At 60.5% G+C, this 21,060-nt stretch carries 20 protein-coding genes and 1 tRNA gene; 6 read left to right on the top strand and 15 right to left on the bottom strand.

Annotated elements, in window-relative coordinates:
• Window positions 1–327 precede the first annotated feature (327 nt).
• Window positions 328–639, bottom strand: a complete 312-nt coding sequence (locus GSQ79_RS02345; RefSeq protein WP_368669904.1) for an EF-hand domain-containing protein — start codon at window positions 637–639, stop codon at window positions 328–330.
• On the opposite strand from GSQ79_RS02345, the gene GSQ79_RS28880 reads away from it, so the two are divergent.
• On the top strand, window positions 638–784 hold the full coding sequence (locus GSQ79_RS28880) for a hypothetical protein (RefSeq protein ID WP_210252993.1): 147 nt from the start codon (window positions 638–640) through the stop codon (window positions 782–784). The genes GSQ79_RS02345 and GSQ79_RS28880 overlap by 2 nt on opposite strands.
• A 355-nt stretch (window positions 785–1,139) precedes the next feature.
• Here GSQ79_RS28880 and GSQ79_RS02340 read toward each other — a convergent pair whose 3' ends face one another.
• Window positions 1,140–1,817: a Fe2+-dependent dioxygenase gene (locus GSQ79_RS02340; protein ID WP_158807126.1), complete on the bottom strand. Its 678-nt coding sequence runs from the start codon at window positions 1,815–1,817 to the stop codon at window positions 1,140–1,142.
• Window positions 1,818–1,866: 49 nt separating this feature from the next.
• Entirely contained in the window at window positions 1,867–3,153 is a 1,287-nt protein-coding gene (locus tag GSQ79_RS02335; RefSeq protein WP_158807125.1) for a PepSY domain-containing protein, read from the bottom strand.
• Window positions 3,154–3,384: 231 nt separating this feature from the next.
• On the opposite strand from GSQ79_RS02335, the gene GSQ79_RS02330 reads away from it, so the two are divergent.
• Both GSQ79_RS02330 and GSQ79_RS02325 read left to right on the top strand, forming a co-directional pair.
• Window positions 3,385–5,874, top strand: coding sequence for a TonB-dependent siderophore receptor (locus tag GSQ79_RS02330; protein WP_158807124.1), 2,490 nt, complete (start codon window positions 3,385–3,387; stop codon window positions 5,872–5,874).
• Between the two features lie 116 nt (window positions 5,875–5,990).
• Window positions 5,991–6,410: a hypothetical protein gene (locus tag GSQ79_RS02325; RefSeq protein WP_158807123.1), complete on the top strand. Its 420-nt coding sequence runs from the start codon at window positions 5,991–5,993 to the stop codon at window positions 6,408–6,410.
• A 258-nt stretch (window positions 6,411–6,668) separates the two neighbouring features.
• Here the strand turns inward: GSQ79_RS02325 and GSQ79_RS02320 are convergent, their stop codons facing one another.
• The 9 genes from GSQ79_RS02320 to GSQ79_RS02280 form a co-directional block, all read right to left on the bottom strand.
• Window positions 6,669–8,111 (bottom strand): carbohydrate porin, encoded by a 1,443-nt coding sequence (locus GSQ79_RS02320; protein ID WP_158807122.1) that lies wholly within the window; start codon window positions 8,109–8,111, stop codon window positions 6,669–6,671.
• 165 nt (window positions 8,112–8,276) lie between these two features.
• Complete coding sequence (locus GSQ79_RS02315; RefSeq protein WP_246725046.1) at window positions 8,277–9,164, bottom strand: LysR family transcriptional regulator; 888 nt, start codon at window positions 9,162–9,164, stop codon at window positions 8,277–8,279.
• 83 nt (window positions 9,165–9,247) lie between these two features.
• Window positions 9,248–10,201 (bottom strand): acetamidase/formamidase family protein, encoded by a 954-nt coding sequence (locus GSQ79_RS02310; protein WP_158807121.1) that lies wholly within the window; start codon window positions 10,199–10,201, stop codon window positions 9,248–9,250.
• Window positions 10,201–10,614 (bottom strand): DUF3830 family protein, encoded by a 414-nt coding sequence (locus tag GSQ79_RS02305; protein ID WP_158807120.1) that lies wholly within the window; start codon window positions 10,612–10,614, stop codon window positions 10,201–10,203. Before GSQ79_RS02305 ends, GSQ79_RS02310 begins: the two co-directional genes overlap by 1 nt.
• Window positions 10,615–10,644: 30 nt before the next feature.
• Entirely contained in the window at window positions 10,645–11,421 is a 777-nt protein-coding gene (locus GSQ79_RS02300) for an ABC transporter permease (RefSeq protein ID WP_158807119.1), read from the bottom strand.
• Window positions 11,418–12,257, bottom strand: a complete 840-nt coding sequence (locus tag GSQ79_RS02295) for an ABC transporter ATP-binding protein (protein WP_158807118.1) — start codon at window positions 12,255–12,257, stop codon at window positions 11,418–11,420. Before GSQ79_RS02295 ends, GSQ79_RS02300 begins: the two co-directional genes overlap by 4 nt.
• A complete protein-coding gene (gene allB / locus GSQ79_RS02290) occupies window positions 12,254–13,708 on the bottom strand; it encodes an allantoinase AllB (protein ID WP_158807117.1) in 1,455 nt (484 codons plus the stop codon). The genes GSQ79_RS02295 and allB overlap by 4 nt, the downstream gene beginning before the upstream one ends.
• A gap of 41 nt (window positions 13,709–13,749) precedes the next feature.
• Entirely contained in the window at window positions 13,750–14,544 is a 795-nt protein-coding gene (locus GSQ79_RS02285; RefSeq protein WP_158807116.1) for an SDR family NAD(P)-dependent oxidoreductase, read from the bottom strand.
• 31 nt (window positions 14,545–14,575) lie between these two features.
• Window positions 14,576–15,613, bottom strand: a complete 1,038-nt coding sequence (locus GSQ79_RS02280) for an ABC transporter substrate-binding protein (RefSeq protein ID WP_158807115.1) — start codon at window positions 15,611–15,613, stop codon at window positions 14,576–14,578.
• 160 nt (window positions 15,614–15,773) lie between these two features.
• Here GSQ79_RS02280 and GSQ79_RS02275 point away from each other — a divergent pair, with 160 nt between their 5' ends.
• The gene (locus GSQ79_RS02275) at window positions 15,774–16,712 is read left to right on the top strand and encodes a LysR family transcriptional regulator (protein WP_158807114.1); all 939 of its coding nucleotides are present in this window, start codon (window positions 15,774–15,776) and stop codon (window positions 16,710–16,712) included.
• A gap of 365 nt (window positions 16,713–17,077) precedes the next feature.
• Here GSQ79_RS02275 and GSQ79_RS02270 read toward each other — a convergent pair whose 3' ends face one another.
• The 3 genes from GSQ79_RS02270 to GSQ79_RS02260 all read right to left on the bottom strand — a co-directional run bounded on the left by GSQ79_RS02270 (window position 17,078) and on the right by GSQ79_RS02260 (window position 19,311).
• Window positions 17,078–18,811 (bottom strand): DUF6538 domain-containing protein, encoded by a 1,734-nt coding sequence (locus GSQ79_RS02270; protein WP_158807113.1) that lies wholly within the window; start codon window positions 18,809–18,811, stop codon window positions 17,078–17,080.
• A 108-nt stretch (window positions 18,812–18,919) separates the two neighbouring features.
• Window positions 18,920–18,995, bottom strand: a tRNA-Ile gene (locus GSQ79_RS02265).
• Window positions 18,996–19,074: 79 nt separating this feature from the next.
• The gene (locus GSQ79_RS02260; RefSeq protein WP_158807112.1) at window positions 19,075–19,311 is read right to left on the bottom strand and encodes a hypothetical protein; all 237 of its coding nucleotides are present in this window, start codon (window positions 19,309–19,311) and stop codon (window positions 19,075–19,077) included.
• Window positions 19,312–19,533: 222 nt separating this feature from the next.
• Between GSQ79_RS02260 and GSQ79_RS02255 the strand changes: the two genes are divergently transcribed.
• Together GSQ79_RS02255 and GSQ79_RS02250 are read left to right on the top strand one after the other, a co-directional pair.
• On the top strand, window positions 19,534–20,406 hold the full coding sequence (locus GSQ79_RS02255) for an urease accessory protein UreD (protein ID WP_158807111.1): 873 nt from the start codon (window positions 19,534–19,536) through the stop codon (window positions 20,404–20,406).
• A gap of 20 nt (window positions 20,407–20,426) precedes the next feature.
• Window positions 20,427–21,053 carry an urease subunit gamma gene (locus tag GSQ79_RS02250; RefSeq protein ID WP_158807110.1) on the top strand — a complete coding sequence of 209 codons (627 nt, stop codon included), beginning with the start codon at window positions 20,427–20,429 and terminating at the stop codon, window positions 21,051–21,053.
• The last annotated feature ends 7 nt before the right edge of the window (window positions 21,054–21,060 follow it).

Raw genomic sequence — 21,060 nt, 5'->3', positions numbered from 1 at the left:
GCTCAGGCCGACCATGAACTAACATAAACCCCGGACCACTCAGTGGGGACCGGCCAGTAGACGACAATTCAACGTGGCCGCAGGCAAGGACCCACGTGCAATTGGTTAATTAACCAGGTTTTAAGTAGCGAGATAACGTCGGCTGTAAGCCTGCCATCGAGGTTTTGGAGCATTGCGGCCGCGCTCTTTCTGAAACGTAGTGACCTATCGGTATCGACAGGTAGTTCGGTCGCATAAGGTATGCTGGCCATAAGACAGAAACGTGGCGGCACCATTGGACCGGCTGCCGCCTCATTATTTTTTGCGTCTGGCGCCCGGTCGGTCCTTCTACTGAATAAGCATCAGCAGTTTTTTGCCGGCGGTGCTCGATAGCTCTTTGGCGTCGAGCGTGCCGTCGCCATCGGGATCGGCCTTCTTGAACGCGGCCTCGACGGCCGCGGCATATTCTGTCCTGTCGATGGAGCCATCCTTGTCGGGATCCGCCATCTTGAAGGCATTCTTGGACATCAGGTGCTTGGCTTCCTTCATGTCGAGCGTGCCATCCTTGTCCGGGTCCAGGGCATTGAATTTCGCTGCCGCGGCCTTTTGGGCTTCGTCGAGGCTAACGGTGCCGTCAGTGTCGGGATCGAGCATCTTCATGTCCGGCGCCATCTTCGCCGCAATGGCAGAAATTGGAGCGGAGGCAAGGAGAAGACCGAAAGCAATCATCGAAGCGGACACGCAGGGGCTTTTCAACATAAGAAAACTCCAAGATACCAAAGCAGGCGACCTCTCAATATCATAGCAGAGTCAATAGGAGAATCTCCCGATCTCAAAAAATTTCTGTCCTGACCTTTGTCATGATGAATGGCTTGCTATTATAACAGTCGACCACGAGGGATCGACAAGGGTCCGCCCGGGAACTCCATGCGGACTACCGGTGGCAGACGATCCGGCCTGGGATGGGTAAGCGCGGCTGTAAGCAGTCTACCGAATTAAAAACCCGCTTGCCGATGCCAAATTTTTGTAAGATCTGGACGGCAGCTTTTTGGTATGGGCTAAGACTCGCGGAATGTCCGTGAAGGGCGCAGAGTTGCCAGTCAGTTTTCGGTTCCTTGCTGCAATAAAGCCGATGTAGCGAGCGCAGAAAAAGCGGGACGTCAGACCTCGGTCCAGAGTCGCAGGAGGTTGTGGTACGTGCCCATCAGCGTGACCAGCGCGGGATTGTCGGGCATGTCGCGCGTCAGCTGGATGATTGCGCCGTCGAGATCGAACAGCAGGCGGCGCTGCCGCAGGTCGCGAATCAGGCTTTGCACCCAGAAGAACGATGCGGACCGCGAGCCTTCCGTGATCGGCGTCACATGGTGCAGACTGTCCGAGGGGTAGATGATCAGGTCGCCTGCCGGAAGCTTGACGCTGTGGCTGCCGTAGGTGTCCTCGATCGTAAGTTCTCCACCCTCATATTCCTCCGGCTCCGATAGAAACAGCGTGGCGGAAATGTCGGTCCGGATGCGAAGGCCGCCGGCGGACCGGCGCACGGCGTTATCGACATGCGTCCCGAAGGTCATGCCGGCATTGTAACGATTGAACAGCGGCGGGCAGATGGTGTGCGGCAGAGCTGCCGAGAAGAACAGGTTGTTCTTGTTCAGCGCCTGCAGGACGATATCGGCGAGTTCGCGCTGCGCGGGAACGCCTTCGAGGAGCTGAAGATTCTTCTTCGCCTTCTTGGCCTGGTGCCCCGAGGTCACGTTCCCATCGACCCAATCGGCCGGCTCCATCACCGAACGGCAATGGGCAACCTCCGCTTTCGTGAGAACGTTTGGGATATGAACGATCATCGACAAACCTTCCTGTTTCTGCCTTCGCTGCGGGCGGACGCGCCACGGTTCATTCCGCCGCGACAGCCGCGGCCGACGAGCCGGCCTTCAGCGCGCGCAAGGCTGCGGCCGCCTTGCGCCGGCGCAGCCACATGATCACGCCGGTGACCATTAACATGGGCACGGAAAGGCCCGCCGCGAGCGCGATGGCGATCCACACCCGCCCGCGATCGCGGGCGTGCTCATGCAACTGCCGGAACCAGCCGAGGATCGCATCCCCGCGCAGTTGTTGTGGGGGCGTGGACGGGGCCATCGTCGCATCGTCGATGAGGACAGTCCGGACATCGCCATCGTCGCTCACAAGCTGGATGCGCCAGGCCGGTGCCGCCTCGGACGGGTAGGCGAGCGATAGCGGCCTGTAAGACGCGGTCTCCTTCGAGGCGGCGTCGACGGCCTCCTGCGGGGACAGCTTCGGGCTACTCAAAAGCGGTCCAAACCCCTGCCGGCTTGTCTGCGCCACCGGGGCCACGAGGGCCATTGCCGCTTGTCCCTGCTGCGGAAAGGCCTGGTAGACACCGGTGAACGCCATGATCGCGATCGGCACGGCGATCCAGAAGCCGATGCGGTGATGAAGATTGGTGACCACTTTCGGGCTGCGGCGCCACGCCAGCCCGCGGAGGAAGCCCGCATTGCGGGGCCACCAGAGATAGACGCCGGTCAGGCTGAGCACCAGTAGACCAGCCCCGATCCATCCGACGATCTGCCGGCCCGCGAACATCGGCACGAGAAGGTCTGTGTGCAGCGAGCGGATCCAGCCCACGACGCCACCGCGCGGATCGGCCGTGCCGAGAAGCGCCGCCGTCGGCGGATCGAGGTAAGCCATGAGCATACGCGGGCGTCCACCGCGGTTGCCCTGGCCCTGGTCCGCGCGCCGCGCCGGTCCATCGTCTTGCCCAGCGACATGGTCTTGCGGTCCGGCTGCGGCGCCAGCGCCGGCGTCGGCATGGTGGCGGTGATGCTCCGGCGTGCCGGACGTCCCGGCGTCCGCTGCCTCGCCTTTTGGTTTGTAATCAGCCTGAAGGCGGAGCAGAACCGTCATCGGCTGACCCGGGCCGGCCGGCCAGCGGATGGTAGCCGGATCGCCGTTTGGCACCGCGCGACGCGCGACATCGATGTAGGTGGCGAGCGGCTGCGCGACAGCGCCATCGTGGGTCGCGTACAATGCGCTACGGGTGATCTTGTCGAGCTCGGGCGCGAACAACAAAGCCGAACCGGAAACACCCAGGATCAGCAGAAACAGGCCGCAGCCGACCCCGATCCAAAGGTGAAGGTATCGCCAGACTGTTCGCGTCGCCATGCTGTTTCCGTATGAGCTTCAAGGAGATTTGTTTCGTAGAGAATTCCGCATGAAACACAACAATCCTTGTTTTGAATCACTCTAAATAGGTTAAGCGCCAGTTTGTAATTATTATAATTAGATAGTGTTATATCATACAGATCTGCGCTTGTTATCCCGTTACTTGCTCTGTATGCGCTCCATAAGGCCTGTTGTGCTGGGCCTTCGAAAAATAAGGGCGGGGGCTCATTGATGCGTAAGTCTGGATCGGACCATGTTGCGGACGTCACGCCGGTTGGGGTGACGAAATCGCCGTTCATCAAGGCGCGAGCGCGTGCACCAGGTGCCAGCGTGGCGCTCGGACTTTCCACCTTGATGCTCGGCTCGGTCGGCGCCGCGGCGCAGCCCGAAGCCACGACGCTTCCCGCCGTCACCGTCGATGCCCCGATTGTTCGCAAGAAGGCTGTCGTCACAAAGCCAACGGCATCTCGCGTTTCCGTGAAGGCAGCTGTGCGCCAGCCGATCCGCCATGATCCTCGCGCAACGCAGGCGCAACAGGCTTCGAGCGCGCCGAGCCCCGCGACGTCACAGGGCGGGAGCAATGGCGGCGGCGGACAGACCGGCAGCGCCTATAATCCGGGCCAGACCCAGATCACGCGCCTGCCGACGCGCGTCGTCGACACGCCGCAAAGCATCACCGTCATTCCCCAGCAGGTTATCCAGGATCAGCACACGTCGACGCTGGTCGAGACGCTGCACAACGTGCCCGGCATCTCGTTCCTCGGCGGCGAGGGCGGCACCCAGGGCGACAACATCAACATCCACGGCTATTCCGCGCGGAACGACATCTACCGGGACGGCATCCGTGATCCCGGCTGGTACACCCGCGATACGTTCTCGGTCGACGAGGTCGAGGTGCTGAAGGGGCCGTCGTCCTTCGCCTTCGGACGCGGATCGACGGGTGGCGTCGTCAACCTGACGAGCAAGCTGCCGAAGTTCACAGATTTCACCACGCTTGAGGTTGCGGGCTACACCTCGCCCGGCGTTCGGTCGACGTTGGACGTTAACCGGACCTTCGGCGAAAGCGCGGCACGCATCGTGCTGCTCGGCAACGATACGGATGTCGCGGATCGCGACCACGTCGTCAACCGTCGCATCGGCGTCGCGCCGTCGATCACCACGAATTTCTCCGCCGACACTCACGCGACGCTGTCTTACATCTACCAGCACGACGACAACGTCCCGGATTACGGGATTCCGCTTCTGCCAGGCTCTTTCTTCGGCTCGAAGTTCGCACAGCCGGCACCGGTCTCGAAGAACACGTTCTACGGAACGGTGGAAGACCAGGAGGTCGTCACCGCGCATATCGCCACGTTGAAGGTCGATCACGACTTCAACAAGGATTGGAAGATCACCAATCAGACGCGCTATTCCAACATCGACCGCTTCGTGAGCGTTCGCGGCACGCAAACCACCCTGACCAATCCAACGAACTTTTTCACGAGCGCGACCGGCGGTACGGCCCTGACGACGGTTCCGCAGGGCACCAACCTCAACAACCTTTATATCAACAACGGGAACTACTTTCAGAATCACACGCAGAATTCGTTGCTGACGAACCAAACCGATCTGACCGGCCACTTCCACACCGGCTTCCTCGAACACACGACCTCGACCGGCGTCGAACTCGACCAGGAATCACGGGATCAGCTGCGTTCGACCTACGTGCAGCCGTTCGATCGCGTGAACGTGGCAAACCCTAATGCCTATCCCGCGGTGCTCGGCAACCTCCCGACAACCAGCACCAACCAGTCCGATCTCGGCCGCGGTATTGGCGTCTACGGCAGCGACCAGATCAAGATTAATCAATATTTCGAGCTGATGGCCGGGCTACGGTACGACCACCTTTCAGTGGACCAGTTTTCCGCGTCCCAAAACACGTTCACCGGCGCCGTGACAGGCCCGTACAGCGCCACCGTGCCCTATAATGTCGTCAATACAGTCGACTTCGTGAGTTGGCGCGCGGGCGCGGTGTTTCACCCGGTTCACAACGCCAGCATCTATTTTATGTACGGCACGTCCTTCGACCCAACGAGCGAATATCTGACCATTGCCGGCGGGGCACAGAGCCTGCAGCCTACGACAAACCAGACTTACGAGGTCGGCGCCAAATACGATCTCTTCGATCAGAAACTCAGTCTGACCGGCGCCTTGTTCCGCGTCACACAGGATAACGCTGTCGAGGCCATCAACTCGACCCTTGGAATTTATCAAGAGGTTGGAACGACGCGGGTGCAGGGCGCCGAACTGGGTATCGCCGGAAAGATCACGGACAAGTGGAGCGCTTTCGGCGGCTACACCTACATGGACGGCCGCGTGCTCGCGAGCGCCATCTCGCAGACGACCGGAAACTTCGTGAGTGCTCCCGGCAACAAGCTCCAGGATTTGCCGCGCAACACGATCGCGATGTCGACGACCTATGCGCTGACGTCCCAGTTCACGGCGGGCGCGAGCGCCTACTATACATCGGATCGGTACACCAGCAGCGCGGATACCGGCCGTGTGCCTGGCTATTGGCGGTTCGACACGATGGCGAGCTACAAGCTCAACCAGAAATTCTCGCTGCAGCTGAACATCCAGAACCTGCTCGACACGAAGAACTTCGAATCGCTTTCTGGTTTCGGCGCCGCCCAGCCCGGTCCCGGGCGTACGGCGGTGCTCACAGGAAAATATACGTTCTGACGATCACGCAAGGTTGCTTGCGTCCGGGCCTCCTGTCGATCAGTTCCGTTAGGCTGCCGGCGTACGGATGATTAAGCTCATCCGGTGCCGTTCGAACGTATGGATGAGACTGGACCATGAGACAGCAGCGGAACGGGCGCGTCGCGACGGGATCATACCGCCGCGCGACGGCGCCCTTGGGCATCATGTCGTCCGAGCCGTCCGGGGACAACGTGCGATCTGTCCTCAGGGTTCTTGGCGTGGTTGGGTCGGTCGCAAGCGATGACGGCAGCGCTGTGCGGGTTCGGCTTCAAACGACCCAAGGCCAGGCCGATCTCGAGATCGACCGGCGCGACCTGACGGCGCTGCAGGCCGCGGTCGCCCTTGCGCAACAAGGGTGTGAGGAAAAGTCCGTCGCCGACCGGCGCGTTCATTTCGCACACACGGCAAAGGCCCTGAAAATCGACGAAACATCCGATCCCGATATGGTTCTTCTGACCTTCACCTTGGATGCTGGGCAGCGGATGTCGTTCCTCATTCAGCGAGGCTGCCTATAGACAACCTTTATTCGAGCTTAGCGAAAGCTGTCGAACGCCCCCCTTCATGTATTCGCAGATGGAAAACTTCGAACGACCAATATGGACGCAGCGCCGAACGCCGGCATGTAATGGCCGTGAACGGAAAGGCTGCTTTCTACCAGAAAAGATAGGAAAGCAGCCGGTCGGCAAGGCTCCGCGCATTCCACAGGTGGATTGCACTGAAGCTTGCAAAATCGAGACGTCCCAAACGCTTCGATACCGGATTCAAAATGTTCATCACCTGCTTCTGACGAACGCCGGAAGTCCAAAGGCATCGTTGAAAGCGATTGAGAACGCGGCGCCGACGATGACGGCATGGCGGTCAGAAGCCACCACCGGTCCGAAGCCGATTTGATCGGGATGTATTATGTACTGCACAAACGGCTTTAACTGGAAGCCGGGTGCGAATAACAGACCGTAGTTCAGCTCGAACACCGTCTCCGTCCGTGAAGGCGATCCAATCTGGCCCGTACTCGCTAATGAGGCGGCGTAATCATCCGTCACCCTCTTGTCGAAAACGTTCGTGTAGCTGAGAAAGTTTATGGTGTCGTTTGGCCGGGATGCAAATGGTCCGACGTCCACAAGTCCGGCCAGGAAGTAATCCTCGATCTGCTCCACCCCGTGGACACCGAAAAGCGCGGCTCCGAACAAGGTCACGCCTCGGTGGCTTTCTAGATCTGGGCGCCAGACCATCTGCTGTGCCTGCACGTAGACGGAGGCTCTGCCTGCGTGCGTCAAGGGTGTGCCGCCGAAGCGCGTCGCCGACTGCCCCGCCGTGTTGTAAAAAGGGTCGGAATAGGTGCTGGTATCGTAGAATGCTCCGACGTCAAAAGCGCGGGGATAAGGATCATTCGCGAAGCTCGTCCGGTAACCAATTTCCAGAGGTATGACGACACCCGTGGCATGGGATGTGTCCCATCCTCCGTTCCAGGGCCAGCTGCTATGGCTGAGGTATTCGTCCGGATTCGCTTCACTGGCACCGAAGCGGATGTACGTCGAAGCCGTTGGCTTGATCGTTGCCCGCCCTGTCCAAGTCGCCAGAGGCCAGAAGCCAGCGTTGCTGTTGCTCGACCAAGCGTAAGGCGTGAGGTTGCCGCAGAGCCCAGAGAGGAAGTTGCAGTACAGGTCCGACGTCGCATACTCGACCGCGCCGGGTGATCGGCCAGCGAGGAGCAGAAGATGATCGTTGAAGAGGCTCTTGTCGATCGTGAGTTCAGTGAGACGCGTCGCTGTTACCGGACCGTTGATGTCAAAACCTTCAGTCGAACTTCCGCTGAACGTCCGGTTGTCTTTCACGCCTTCGCGAGACACAGCCAGGAAGTGCACGGACGTACCATCAAGCCCGTACATCCTGTGTAGATCGAAGTCAGCGCCGAACGTTGTCTGGTTGGCCTCGTAAGTGCCCTCCTTGCGACCACCGTCAACAACACTTCCAAGGTTGGCAGTGTAGCTCCCGTTGAGATAGATGCCGCGGTTCTTGAGGGTAGATCCAAGCTGTGCACCAAGTGGTGTTAGATCAAACAGCGCGCCCGGCTGGTCGACGCCATTCGGCTTGACGTTGGTGGGGGGCCTCACTTGGGGCTGGGGGTTCTCCTCAGGCGGCCCGTTGACCTCCTGTGCGATAGCGGGACCTATCAGTGCCGCCCCGAACGTTGTGGCAATAGCCAGCAGACCCGCCATGCGACGAGTAACCTCAAAGTATTCTCTGGTGTATTTTCTGTACAACATCGATATAGCCTCAGCAAAAACAGGAGATACATCTATTTATTAGATATCTGTCATTGCATAGAATAACTTATCGCTCACCTGATGTTGTTCCGGCATCAACCAAACCCTGTTCTATATTTATTCGTCGCCAAGAGATGCGATGACCTTGCCAAGGCTGCGCGCGAATATCTCACTTGCGGCTGACAACGGCTTGTCCTTGCGCACGTACAAGCCAAGTTCGCCGTAGATGTGGGCACCTGCGTAATGCAGCGGCACGTGCACGAGACGCCCAAGCGCAATCTCGTTGCTCCAGCCTAGTCTCGTCGCACACGCGACGCCGAGGCCTCTGAGGACGAGTTGTTTCATCACTTCGATAGAATCGGTCTCGAACCGGGCGTTCGCGAGCCCAATCTGGTCGAGCACTCCAATCATAGCTTCACAGTTCGCGAAATGTCCTTTCGGAAGCATGATCCGTGCATCGAGGCAATCTTCGAGAGAAAGTGATGTACGTCCTGCGAGCGGTGAGTCGGTTCGAACCACTATGCCGAGCCTGAGCCGTGCTGATGCGAGCCGGCGGATCTCCGCATGACGGTCGGCTTCGAATACAAGCCCGACGTCCCCACGACCTTCGATCAACGCATCGGTGATCTCAAAGACGTCGAGGATCGCGACACCTACCGAAATGCGGCCGTGAGACCTGTCCATATGCTCGATAGCTTCAGGAATAAGGTCCTGACAGAGACCATCCATGGCGACAAGATCGACATGCTCTTCGTTACCGGGTCCGTTCAAAGCGTCGAGATCGGCGTTTGCCCTCACCACGTCATGGATGACGTTCGTCACATGAAGGGCTAGGATCTTCCCCGCGGCGGTAAGTTTCAACCCACCCGGTGAGCGGTCGAAAAGTTGCGCACCAATTTCCGCCTCAAGCTGAAGTATTCTCCGGTTCACCGCGGAAGACGCAACATTAAGCCGCCTGGCCGCTTCGCGGATCGAGGTCGAGCGCCGTACCTCGTCGAAATACATCAACGCCGGCGCATGAATCCTCGACATCCTGAGACGCAGAGGCCTGCTGCCGCCGGAAACGTCCGCTTGGGGCTGGAGCCTCTTCATGCTGTCAGGCACTCTCGCAATACAGCAAGGGGAAGCATGACGTGGACACCCCGCTTACGATTCACAACTTGCGTGATCCTCACGTCAGCGGCGATGCTGCATAGCCGGTACGCTTGTTCGGCCGACAGGGCGCTAGCCTCGCGGATTAGGGCGATCATGCGACGTACGCCGGTCCGGACGGCTTCGTCGAAATCTTCGTCGAATGCCATCGCGATCAGATGCGTCTTGGTCTCGGCGTGAGGCGCGGACAAACGAGCATCTTTGATGACGTCGATCCGCAGCGTGCCCGCGAGCCCGGTCTCCACGGCGGTCAGGCAAACCTCGCCATCCCCTTGTGAGGCATGACCGTCCCCGACGGACAGAAGGCCGCCCCGCGTGGCGACGGGCAGGAAGAGCACCGATCCCGTCGTCAGTTCCTTATTGTCTATGTTGCCGCCGAACGAGCCGGGCACAATAGACGTCACCACGCCTTCTTCGGGCGCGGGAGCCGTCCCGATGACACCGAAGAACGGGCGAGCGGGAATGGTGCCACCCCAAGGCATTTTTATCCGGGAGTTCTCCCTGTCGATCCCGAAGTGGATCACCCCCCCGATTGGGAAGTCGTTCGGGAGCAGCCCCTTGTGCGGCGCGATGAGGTTGTACCCCCAGTCGTCGGCGAGCAGGACTTCAACTATGGTCACGCGGAGGGCGTCACCTGGCTCTGCGCCCCGGACGAAGATCGGACCATTGAGGATGTGGGGCCCAAGGCGTCGTTCGACGCCGTCATGAACTGCCAGCAATTCGTCACGAACCAAAAAGCTCCCCTTGGCTGGGACTTCGTCCACGCTCCCGCTCATGGTCCGGACGGAGACGGTGTCCCCGGTATCGATCTCGAGGACCGGAGGAAGTGCGGCGTCGAGAAAGCCCCAATGGACGGTCTTCGGACCAGCGTCGAGATGATGGTGGGCCATCAGACGATCGATATGTTTATCTTCTGGGCACCCTCCCAGAGGATCAGATTGCCGAGAGCATAGAGATTGTCGAGACCGGACGTGATCGTGATGAAGTGGTTGCCGGCGAGCTGACCCATCTTCGAGGAGAAGTCCACCGCCCCGTAGGCCAAGAGGACCTCGGTTTCGCTGAGTCCGCCCGGGTAGAGAATGAACTGACCTGGTGCCGGGTGGCTCGTATGGTTTTCGAAGCCGATGCCGAAATCGGCGTCTGCGAAGGGGATCCACACGCCCTCTCCGCTCCAGCGCACGTGGATGAGCTTGCTGTCGAGCGGCAGTAGCTTCCTGAATGCCTCGCAGGTCTTGGGGGCTTTAGCGGTTTCGAACTTGGCGCCGAAGACGTAAGGGCCGGCGGTGATGTGGAGGTCAGTCATGGCATCGGTCTTTCTACGTAAAAGGTGGATTCAGCCGCCCGTCGAGAACGTGTCGCTCCGCACGGACCATCCGGTCACGCGTCCCTCGATCAGTGAGAAGACGACGTAGAGGGCGACGCCTAGCGCGGCGAGGATGAAGAGGCCCGCAAAGACCAACGGGACGTCGAAGTTCGAACTGGCGATCATCATTAGGTTGCCGATCCCCTTGTTCGAGGCGACAGTCTCTGAAATGACGGAGCCCACAAAGGCGAGCGTTGCCGCGACCTTCAACGATGCGAAGAAGTAAGGCATCGAGCGCGGCAGGCCGATGTTCCAGAGGATCTCCAGCTTCGTCGCTCTCAAGGTCTTCATGACGTCCTGCAATTCCGGCTCTGTGGCGGAGAGGCCCGTGGCGACGTTCACGACGATCGGGAAGATGCACATAATCATCGCCGTCAAGATCGCGGGAACTGTGCCGGCCCCGAACCAGAGGACGAAGATTGGGACGAGGGCCACCTTCGGGATCGATGAAAACCCGACCAGCATTGGGTAGGCCGTATCGTAGGCCAGACGCGAGCCGCCGATCAGCATGCCCAGGAGAAAGCCGATCACGATGCCGAGGCCGAAGCCGGCGAGTGTCGTGTAGAGCGTCTGAAGCGCGTGCGGCAGGATCGCTGGGAAGTCCGCCCACATCGTCACGAGGATAACGCTTGGTCGCGGCAGGATGAGCTCGCTGACTCTAAATGCGAGGCATAGCAATTCCCAGGCGACGAAGAAGCCGAGTATGCAGCCGATTGAAAAGAGGCGCCGCCTGAGGGTCGGGCTCATGCTGCCGCCTGCGGGTTGCCGCGTGCCGCCACGATGCGGCCGCGAAGATGCTGGGTCAGAGCCACGAAGTCTGGTTCGTAGGAAGCCTCGACGGTGCGAGGCCTCGCGAAGGGGACCACGCTATCTTCGATGATCCTGCCGGGCCGGGCCTGCATGACGCAGATCCGCGAGGCTAGGTAGGCCGCTTCCTTAAGGTCGTGCGTGACCAAGACGACCGTCGGCCGCTTCTCGATCCACAACGTCTGCATAATCTCCCACAGCTCTTCACGCGTGAACTGGTCCAAGGCGCCGAAGGGTTCATCGAGTAGCAGGAGCGTTGGGTCATGGATCAGCGCGCGGCAAAGAGAGGCCCGTTGCTGCATTCCCCCCGAAAGTTGCCAAGGGAACTTGTCGCCGAAGCCGGCCAGACCGACGGTTGCTAGAAGAGCTTCGACGCGATCGCGATATTCAGTCTTACGCTTGGCCGCGAATCCGCGCCTGAACGGCGGCACGATCTTCAGCGGCAACATGACGTTGTCGCGGATATTGAGCCACGGTAGCAAGGTCGGGTTCTGGAAGGCCATTCCGATCCGCACCGGCGCAGCGCCGACCTCGCGGCCGGCGACGAAGACGTGGCCCTGAGAGGCGTCGAGCGTTCCTGCCACGAGCTTCAGTATCGTTGACTTTCCGCAACCCGACGGCCCCACTAGCGCGACGAATTCGCCGTGCGCGATGCGGAGCGACGTTTCGGCCAGGGCCGTGACGAGCGCGCTTGCGACGCCGAAGCTTACGCCGACTTTCTCAAGGTTGATGACGTTCTCGGTCGCGGAGCTTCGGGTGGCGATGGCGGGCTTCATGACGTCGCCTCTATGTTCGCGAACGGGTCGTGCGAGGTGATCGCGGCCATCGTGGTTTCACCGTTACGCACCTCGCCAGGGGGCATCGCTTGGATCGAATGAACCGATCCACCCCATCCACGGCTGTCTTCCTGCAGAATGCGGTCCTTCATGACGAAGCGTCCGCGCACCAGCGTGTGGATCGGGAGTGCACTTGCCCTCATCCCGTGGAACGGTGAGATCTTCGCGCGGGACTGGATAAGGGCGTCGTCAATGGTCCAGGGACGGTTCATGTCGACGATCGCGATGTCGGCATCGGAGCCGACATCGAGCGCGCCCTTACGGGGATACAGGCCCCAAGTCTTAGCGGGCTTCTCCGCGCTCCACTTTACGTAGTCACGAATGCTGCCCTGCCGGCCGCTCATGGCGGTCAGCATCAGGGGCATCTGTGTTTCGACACCTGGGAAGCCGCAGTCGACGGTCCAAATGTCGGCGCGCGTCTTCTCGTCGATCGCGTGAGGCGCGTGATCGGTGGCGATCATGTCGATCGTCCCGTCCTCCAACGCGGCCCAGAGCTTCTCCTGATTGACGGCTTCACGAACCGGCGGATTGACGCGGATGACGCCACGAAGACGCTCGTAGTCATCGCTCGACAGCATGAGATAGTGCGGACAGGTCTCGCCAGTGATGTCGACGCCTCGCGCCTTGGCCTCGGCCAGCGGACGCAGTTCGGCGGACGAAGAGATGTGAAGGATGTGGATCCGAGCCCCTGTCCATTCCGCGAGGATGGCAGCCCGCGCGACAGCTTCTACGGCGACAACGTCGGGGCGTGCGGCAAGGTGGGCGAGCGGATCGGTTCGTCCGGATTCGCGCAATCGGGTTTCTCGCCGCTCCATGATCGAATTCGTCTCGGCGTGCAGGGATATACGTTTGCCTGTCGGCGCGACGAGTTCGAAAGCTTCCAGCATCGCGCCGGTGGTCGGTGAAGGTACCTTTCCAAATGTGTTGCCCATGTAGAGCTTGAAACCAATGATCCCGCCCTCGACCAGAGCATCGATGTGGTCGAGGCTCGGCTCACCGAGGACCGCATAGAGCCCGTAGTCAACGTACGCCTTCTCTTTGGCGATCACGTGCTTAGCGGCTAGGGCCTCCGGGGTCGCGATCGTCGGGAGCGTGTTAGGCATGTCGAACACCGTCGTAACGCCGCCGAAAGCCGCCGCCGCCGTGCCGCTGGCGAAGTCTTCCTTCTGCGGATAGCCGGGATCGCGGAAGTGCACGTGTACGTCGATGGCGCCAGGAAGGATGTGAAGCCCGGCCGCATCAAGCGTCTCATGCGCGGCGGGCATCGTGTCGGGGGCGCCGATAGCAAGCACGCGGCCATCCTTAATGGCGATACTCTCCTGTCGCTCGGAGTCTGGCGATACGATCCTACCTCCATGGATGACGAGGTCTGCATGTTGGGTACTGGTCATGGCGGGATCCTCTTAGGTCGCGGGATGATGGTTGGTACTTGTCAGAGAGCGCCCCAGCCGCCGTCGACCGGAAGGTCGGCGCCGGTGATCTGTCGCGAGACATCGCTGGCCATGAAGAGGCAGGCGTTCGCCACGTCTGCGTCGACGGTGATGCGCTTCAGCGCATATTCCTCGGCGTGACGCTCGGCGGCCTCGGCCTCCGAGATCCCGAGCTTCTCCGCCATGGTCCTGCAAACCTTGTCGCGGAAGCGAGGGCCATCGACCATGCCTGGAGCCACGCAGTTGACGTTGATGTTGTACTGACCTGCTTCGAGGGCGAAGCTCTTCGTCAGTCCCCGCAGCCCCCACTTGGAGGCGGAATAGGCGACACGGCCAGCGCGTCCTTTCATCCCGAAAGTGCCGCCGACGTTGACCACCTTGCCGTAGCGCTGGGCAATCATCGTTGGAAGGACGGCGCGGATGGTGTGGAAGCAACCGTTCATGTTGAGAGTAACGATCTCGTCAAACTCTTCGGGCGTTGTCTCAAAACCTGTTTTCCCCATCGGTCCCGAGCCGCCGGCTATGTTCACCAGAATTTCGATACGCCCATCGAAAGCTTCCTTGGTCGCAGCAACCGCGTTCTCACATTGGCTGGCATCCGTGAGGTCGCAAGCTACGACGATCGCCTTCCCGCCGGCCGCACGCACTTCTTCAGCTATTGGTTCGATTGCAGAGGTGTCGCGTCCGATCAATGACAGACGCGCACCCTCGGCTGCAAAGGCGCGCGTCACCGCGGCTCCCATACCCTTGGCGGGACCGGTGATCACAACGACTTTGTCGACGAGCATGAGGTTCATTGGTCTGGTCCTTTTCTCTTCAAGCGATCTCTCAATGGACCGATGTCGGACGATCGCCTTTGGGAGGCAGGAAAGAGCGGTCGAAGACTTCGCCGTCCGTCGGCGTGCGCGGGAGAGCCTCCGCCTTGACGAGGATATTGATCGCCTCGGAGAGACGGCGATCGTCGACGTCGCCCAGGCCGATCGTTGCGATCTCCGGGCTGCTCATCTCGCCTGCGAACGTCGCTTCGAGGCGCTCGCGTTCGACCGCTGGCTTAAGCAGGGGCTCGCGCGCGACTACGGCCTTTATCGCGGCATCAGGGTCGGCAATGGCATCCTTGATGCCGTGGTTGATCGCGTTCAGGAGGCCCTTCACGGCTTCCGGGTGGTCCTTCGCTAACGTCTTCGAAACGATAATCGCGTTGGAATAGAGGTTGAGACCGTAGCCATCATACCGGATGAACCGGAGCTGCTTGTCCGGATCGACGCCCATGCGCTTGGCGCTGAAGCGAATGGTCGTCACGTAGCCGAAGACACCGTCGACCTGCCCCCGCACCAGCATCTGTTCGCGAAGTGCCGGCTGCATGCTCTCCATCGCGACCTTAGTGCAATCGATATGGTTCAGAGAACAGAGCGCCGGGAAAAGCTTTAAGGCGCCGTCGTTGGGGGTTCCACCCAGCTTATGCCCGGGAAAGTCGGTCGGAGACTTGATAGGGCCGTCGGCGAGCACCGCGACAGTGAACGGCGGCCGATTGTAAAGCATGTAGACTGCCACCGGTGCCTTTTCGGGCTGCTTCGCGGCCAGTTCGATCAGCGCGTTGATGTCGCCGAAGCCGACGTCATATGCGCCGTTCGCCACCATTGGGACGGCTGCCGCCGAGCCGTTGCCCTGATCGAAGGTGACATCAAGACCTTCCTGCTTGAAGTAGCCGCGGTCCTGCGCAAGGAAAATCATCCCTTGAGGTCCTTCAAACTTCCAGTTCAAGATCATCTTGAGGCTGGTCTCGGCCGCGGCCGGGACGGCGAGAATTCCAGCATTTACAGCTAGAACGAAGACGAGCGTCAGCTGTCCCAGGCGAATGGGCTTCATCGATCTGATCCTTTTGGATGCGCGAGCTTACCTCGCGGTCGGTGCCGGGATTGCCGACCGCCTCGGCGACACACAAACAATAGCTTTGTCGAGCGATCTAATCTGCCGCTAAGATGGCCTCTGAGCGGTGCTGAAAAGGCATCACTGAAAGGATGGTCTAATGCGGCACCTTAAGCTTCTTGAACATGTGGTCGAAGTAGCCCGGACCGGGTCGATCCGCCGCGCTGCCGAGCGCCTGAACCTTACCGCCTCGGCCATGAACCGGCGCATCCAAGATCTTGAGGTAGAACTAGGGACCCAACTCTTCGAGCGGCGTGCTCGCGGCGTCCGCCTGACCACGGCAGGCGAGATGTTCGTGCGGTATGCGCGCAGCCAGCTCGCTGACGTCGATCTGCTGCGATCTCAAATTGAGGATCTACGAGGGCTACGGCGCGGGCCGGTGCGGATTGCCTGCAGTCAGGCATTGGCTCACGATTTTCTTCCCACGCAGATCGCGGACTTCCAGACCACACGACCCAAGATCATGTTCGATCTGAAGGTCATGGACCATGATCGCGCCCTGGCATCGCTCACGTCCTACGAAGTCGACCTCGCACTCGTGTTTCGACCAACTGTCTCGTCATTGATCCGGATCGTTGCCAGTCTACCGCAACGTCTGGTCGCAATCCTTCGCACCGATCACCCATTAGCCGGTAAGCCCGCACTTAGGCTCTCTGACTTGACGGCTTACCCGGCCGCGCTGCCGGACCGGAGCCTCGGCGGGCGTCAGCTTCTCGATGAAATCGCAAGCAGGAAGGATCTTCGCTTTTCGGTTCTGGCAGAGTCGAATTCCTTCGAAATGCTGCGAGCATTGGTCCTTCGTTGCAACATGGTGTCGTTCCAGATCGAGATTGGAGCACCGTCCAGCGATCTCGGCGCCGGGCTTGTTAGTCGTCCGATCGACGACAGAGACGTGCCGCAAGCTGATCTTGCCCTCTGCCAGCTTCGCGGTCGTGGGCTGCCTGTCGCTGCTTCGGCGTTCTCCGAACAGATTGCTAAGTCGATGAGGGAACAGACCGAAAAAAGACCAACAGGAATGGCTTACCGGGAGAAACAATAGGGGTCGACGTACGTCCGCTTTTGCGATCCAACTTCTGCAACTCCTACGTCGATAATGGGCGCAAAGCGGCCGGACCAATGGATTGGCTGAAAGCAGATGTTCGATTTGTGAATACGACAGCAAGCGGCTGGGTAAATAATCAAGCGTCGAATATAGGTCGGTCCTTCGGCCCTCCACCGACAAAACTTTTCGAGTTGACCAGCCTCCTCGCAGTTTCACGCTTCCCAGAAGACTGCTACATTATGTCATCGACGGACTGAGGGCGCGACGACATCCCCCTCTGAGACCATGGGTTCAAAAACGCGGCTGAGGATCCTCCCGCCCCAGCTAAATCCGAGCGAACGAGATTTCGTATTCTTGATTGTTTATTGATCTTGAGTGTTTGTCCAAGAAATATCTCCAAGCATCGCCCAATCGATCTTCTGCACAATTCCATCAAGTCTCTCGATGTCGACGACTCTGGGCTTGACCTTTGTCCCGTATTTGGCGCCCATTCCCGCCTCTGAATGGCCCATCAACTGGTCTTTTTCGTAGTCCGTTGCGCCGCAGGCGGAGACCCCGTCTCGAAAATTATGGCGAAATGAATAAAGAGCTTTCGTGGGATCTGTTATCTTGAGCGTCTTGCGCAGGAAATCGCTCCAGAACGCGGAAAACATGTTGGAAGACAAACTCACGTCCTGCCGGTCCTCGATGGCTGACCAAAGAAACTTCCATCCGCCTATTCGGGCCTTCTCGACGACGTCCAGCAAGCCGCCTTCCAGAAGCTCTTTTCTGATGGGTACATATCGCTTCCGCGCATGAGCCTTCAACGAACGACCGCCCGCATTGGAAACGTGAAAGCAAATGATATCGGGATGGGTCGGATGAGGTCCGACCATTTCGGGGCCTAATTGCATAATCTCGGATGAGATCAAGCCCGAGGTCAGCGAAATCAGCGGCAACCAAAACTGCAGATCGCCTGCAGCTTTCGGATTGTTTGACAGGCAATGACTTCGAAATGTCTCGTGGGAAAAGATCGCGGCCAGTTCTTCCTTGCTGAAGGGCTCCCGCATATTTGTCCCGGCGGGGATGTCGATGTAGATGCCGCCAGCAAAGTCGTTTTCAATCCAACCGGCCTTCTTAGCGGTCGTTATCAATGTCGTGATGTGTCCGACGCGCTTGTTAAATGTCGCTGTTTTCAACTTTGTCGTAGATAGATGATCACGGTACGCAATGACATGGGCTCGCGCGATTTCACCGATGTCGCGCGTTTTCGAGTGCGACTCGAATTCGCTTATGGCGAACTCCTTTTCGTCGAGGCTATGCTTGGTAACTTGCTTCTTCGCCCGCATCCGGTCTCCCCGCCATTGATCGAGGCAATCGGCCAAAGTCCTGCCGACCTTCTTTGACGCTGCAGGGTCGCTGGCGATCAGGAGCCCGATTTGGCGTTCGCGAATCTTTTGGCTCGCCTGCCGCCATTTGCCATCGATTGTATCTGGATGGGGCTGAGGCTCGATTCGGCCTCCCTCGCGATCAAGGAACACAGCTAGGAACTCGATTTCGGCTTTTAGGCAGCTCGCCATGAACCGTTCGAAGAGCGGCATGGACCGCGACAAGGGAACACCGAGAGCACGGATCCGTGCTTGGACAATGGCATAGCGCTCTTCTGCGTAGGCACTAACCGCCATGTCCTGCAGACGAGTTCTGAGGTCGAGGTGCGATCGAACCGCCGCGTCATCTCGCCAGAATCGTTTTCTTTCAACTCCTCCGTCGAAAGCGGCGCCCGGAAGTTCGCGAAGGCGGATGCACCAGTCTTCCTCAATTAGAGTAGCCCTGAACCAGTCGGCTAGCTGTTGCCAGTCTGCCCAGAACCAGTCGTCGACAGGAATCACGTTTAGGGTTGTTCCTTGTTTTCGCCGGGCGGTTGCGAACTGCTTCTCGACCTCGCTGTGAACCGCGGCAGCCGCCGCGTAGGCGTCGGCCTTATCCGCGGTTCGAAGCGACCTCTGGATACGAGCAACGGGTAGGAGGCCCTCTAAATCCGAGGGGATCCTTCGGACGTATTGGAATACTTTTCCGCGCCGAACGACATGAGAAGCGAAAGCCAAATCATCATCCATGTTATGCACTATGTTATGCAGTTCGAGCGAAAGCAAGAACTGATAGACTGAGGCAAGATGTTGATTTGGCTTGCTTAACGCTCGATCCAGGATGCCCTGGATGGCATCTGGTGGGCCGGGCAGGACTCGAACCTGCAACCAGACCGTTATGAGCGGCCGGCTCTAACCATTGAGCTACCGGCCCGGCCGAAGCCGGTACGCCCGGGGGCGCGGCGGCATTAAGCGCGTTTCGGGGTGCGTTGCAATCGCCGAACGTCTGAGGATCAGGGGGCGGCGGGGTCGACGACGGCGGGCAGGCTGCCGCGCAGACGGGTTTGCGCCAGATCGTCGGATGGTGGGGCGGTGTCGGGCAGCAGGCTCATCAGGGCGGACAGCAACGCGAAGGTGGTCGCGACGGCGATGACCACCGTGCCGCTATTGGTCGCGCGGACGCGCTGCGGCCCGGCAGGCTTGGCTGCGGCGCCGAAAGCGGCGGCGACCCGGTGGGACACTGGCATCATCGCGGAGCATCGATCCATAAAATCACGGGAGATCGAGCCTGCCGCGGAAACGATGAATCGAAGCTTGGTGCAATGCTGGAAACCCGGCTCTTTCGCCTGCGACGGCCGGTTTCCGATCGGCATGGTTAGCAAAGCCTTGCGGCCGCCGGCAGCCGTTGGGCCTGGGCTGGCAGGCAGATTGCGTATAGATCCCGGGCGCCGCGGCGGCGCCACGAGTGTCTTATGTCCGAGTTTGATCCCATCGCCGTTTCGATCGACGGGAGCGCCGAGAGCGTTTTGGTCCGTGCGGCGCCATCCCGTCCGTCGGTTTCGACGAGCGCGTTGCGTGCCGCCTTTGCGCGGCATGGCGGCGTCACCCAGCGCGTCCGCGTCCTCGAGTCCGGCGCGCTGCGCCTGCGTCTGCCGCGCCATGCCTCCCCTTGCGAAGGCATCATCCTCAACACCGGCGGTGGCGTGCTCGGCGGCGACCGGCTGGATCTCGCCTTCGCGCTCGGCGCCGGGGCGGCGGTCGTGCTGACCACGGTGGCGGCGGAAAAAATCTATCGGGCGGAGGCCGAGCCGGCGACCATCGCCACCCGCCTCACGCTGGCGGCCGGCGCCCGCCTCGACTGGCTGCCGCAGGAAACCATCCTGTTCGACCGCGCACGGCTCGCGCGATCGCTCGCCGTCGACATGGCAGCCGACGCTTCCCTGCTGGCCGCGGAAATGCTGGTGTTCGGGCGGCTGGCGATGGGCGAGACGGCGGTAGCCGGGTCGCTGCGCGACGATTGGCGTGTCCGCCGTGACGGGCGTCTCGTCTTTGCCGACGCGACGCGGCTGCAGGGCGACATCGCGACGATTTTGGATCGCCCGGCGCTCGGTGGCGGCGCGCGGGCAGGCGCGCTCATTCTTTTTGTCGACGGACAGGCGGAAGCCGCGCTCGATCCGCTGCGCGCGGCGCTCGCCGCCTTCGAGGCGGTCGAGGCCGGGGCCAGCGCCTTCGACGGCATCCTCGTTGCTAGGCTGCTCGCGCGCTCGCCAGAGGCTCTGCGCGCCGCTATGGTCGCGGCGCTTGGCATCTTGCGCAACGGCGCGCTGCCGCGCGTCTGGCAATAGATTGGGTTTCCGAGGTTTTCATGAATCTGACGCCGCGTGAAAAAGACAAGCTGCTGATCGCCATGGCGGCCAACGTGGCGCGGCGCCGGCTCGAGCGGGGCGTCAAGCTCAACTATCCCGAAGCGATCGCCCTGATCACCGATGCCGTCGTCGAGGGCGCGCGGGATGGGCGTTCCGTGGCCGACCTGATGGAGGCCGGCGCGCATGTCGTCACCGCGGACCAGGTGATGGACGGCATCGCGGCGATGATCCACGACGTGCAGGTCGAGGCGACCTTTCCCGACGGCACCAAATTGGTGACGGTCCATCATCCTATCCGCGGGGCCGCGGATGGTCTGATACCGGGCGAAGTTTTGGCCCTGCCGGGCGACATCGTCATGAACGAAGGCGCGCCGACCCTTGTGCTGAGCGTCGCCAATACCGGCGACCGGCCGATCCAGGTCGGCTCGCACTATCATTTTGCCGAGACCAATCCGGCGCTGGCGTTTGACCGGGCGGCCGCGCGCGGCATGCGCCTCGATATCGTCGCCGGCACCGCGGTGCGCTTCGAGCCGGGCCAGACGCGCGACATCCGGCTGGTGCCGCTCGGCGGCACGCGCGAGGTGTTCGGCTTTCGCGGTGCGGTCATGGGTGCGCTGGAGGGGTGATTGTGTC

Source organism: Beijerinckia sp. L45 (genome assembly GCF_009765775.1).
Taxonomy (GTDB): domain Bacteria; phylum Pseudomonadota; class Alphaproteobacteria; order Rhizobiales; family Beijerinckiaceae; genus RH-AL1.
Note: the sequence above shows the minus strand (reverse complement) of the source record. Positions and strands in the feature narration are given on the sequence as shown.

Excerpts from the sequence above, each read along its gene's own strand:
- GSQ79_RS28880 (WP_210252993.1), top strand. The coding sequence starts at position 638 with ATGTCCGGCGCCATCTTCGCCGCAATGGCAGAAATTGGAGCGGAGGCA.
- GSQ79_RS02345 (WP_368669904.1), bottom strand. The coding sequence starts at position 639 with ATGAAGATGCTCGATCCCGACACTGACGGCACCGTTAGCCTCGACGAA.
- GSQ79_RS02340 (WP_158807126.1), bottom strand. The coding sequence starts at position 1,817 with ATGATCGTTCATATCCCAAACGTTCTCACGAAAGCGGAGGTTGCCCAT.
- GSQ79_RS02335 (WP_158807125.1), bottom strand. The coding sequence starts at position 3,153 with ATGGCGACGCGAACAGTCTGGCGATACCTTCACCTTTGGATCGGGGTC.
- GSQ79_RS02330 (WP_158807124.1), top strand. The coding sequence starts at position 3,385 with ATGCGTAAGTCTGGATCGGACCATGTTGCGGACGTCACGCCGGTTGGG.
- GSQ79_RS02325 (WP_158807123.1), top strand. The coding sequence starts at position 5,991 with ATGAGACAGCAGCGGAACGGGCGCGTCGCGACGGGATCATACCGCCGC.
- GSQ79_RS02320 (WP_158807122.1), bottom strand. The coding sequence starts at position 8,111 with ATGGCGGGTCTGCTGGCTATTGCCACAACGTTCGGGGCGGCACTGATA.
- GSQ79_RS02315 (WP_246725046.1), bottom strand. The coding sequence starts at position 9,164 with ATGTATTTCGACGAGGTACGGCGCTCGACCTCGATCCGCGAAGCGGCC.
- GSQ79_RS02310 (WP_158807121.1), bottom strand. The coding sequence starts at position 10,201 with ATGGCCCACCATCATCTCGACGCTGGTCCGAAGACCGTCCATTGGGGC.
- GSQ79_RS02305 (WP_158807120.1), bottom strand. The coding sequence starts at position 10,614 with ATGACTGACCTCCACATCACCGCCGGCCCTTACGTCTTCGGCGCCAAG.
- GSQ79_RS02300 (WP_158807119.1), bottom strand. The coding sequence starts at position 11,421 with ATGAGCCCGACCCTCAGGCGGCGCCTCTTTTCAATCGGCTGCATACTC.
- GSQ79_RS02295 (WP_158807118.1), bottom strand. The coding sequence starts at position 12,257 with ATGAAGCCCGCCATCGCCACCCGAAGCTCCGCGACCGAGAACGTCATC.
- allB (WP_158807117.1), bottom strand. The coding sequence starts at position 13,708 with ATGACCAGTACCCAACATGCAGACCTCGTCATCCATGGAGGTAGGATC.
- GSQ79_RS02285 (WP_158807116.1), bottom strand. The coding sequence starts at position 14,544 with ATGAACCTCATGCTCGTCGACAAAGTCGTTGTGATCACCGGTCCCGCC.
- GSQ79_RS02280 (WP_158807115.1), bottom strand. The coding sequence starts at position 15,613 with ATGAAGCCCATTCGCCTGGGACAGCTGACGCTCGTCTTCGTTCTAGCT.
- GSQ79_RS02275 (WP_158807114.1), top strand. The coding sequence starts at position 15,774 with ATGCGGCACCTTAAGCTTCTTGAACATGTGGTCGAAGTAGCCCGGACC.
- GSQ79_RS02270 (WP_158807113.1), bottom strand. The coding sequence starts at position 18,811 with ATGGATGATGATTTGGCTTTCGCTTCTCATGTCGTTCGGCGCGGAAAA.
- GSQ79_RS02260 (WP_158807112.1), bottom strand. The coding sequence starts at position 19,311 with ATGATGCCAGTGTCCCACCGGGTCGCCGCCGCTTTCGGCGCCGCAGCC.
- GSQ79_RS02255 (WP_158807111.1), top strand. The coding sequence starts at position 19,534 with ATGTCCGAGTTTGATCCCATCGCCGTTTCGATCGACGGGAGCGCCGAG.
- GSQ79_RS02250 (WP_158807110.1), top strand. The coding sequence starts at position 20,427 with ATGAATCTGACGCCGCGTGAAAAAGACAAGCTGCTGATCGCCATGGCG.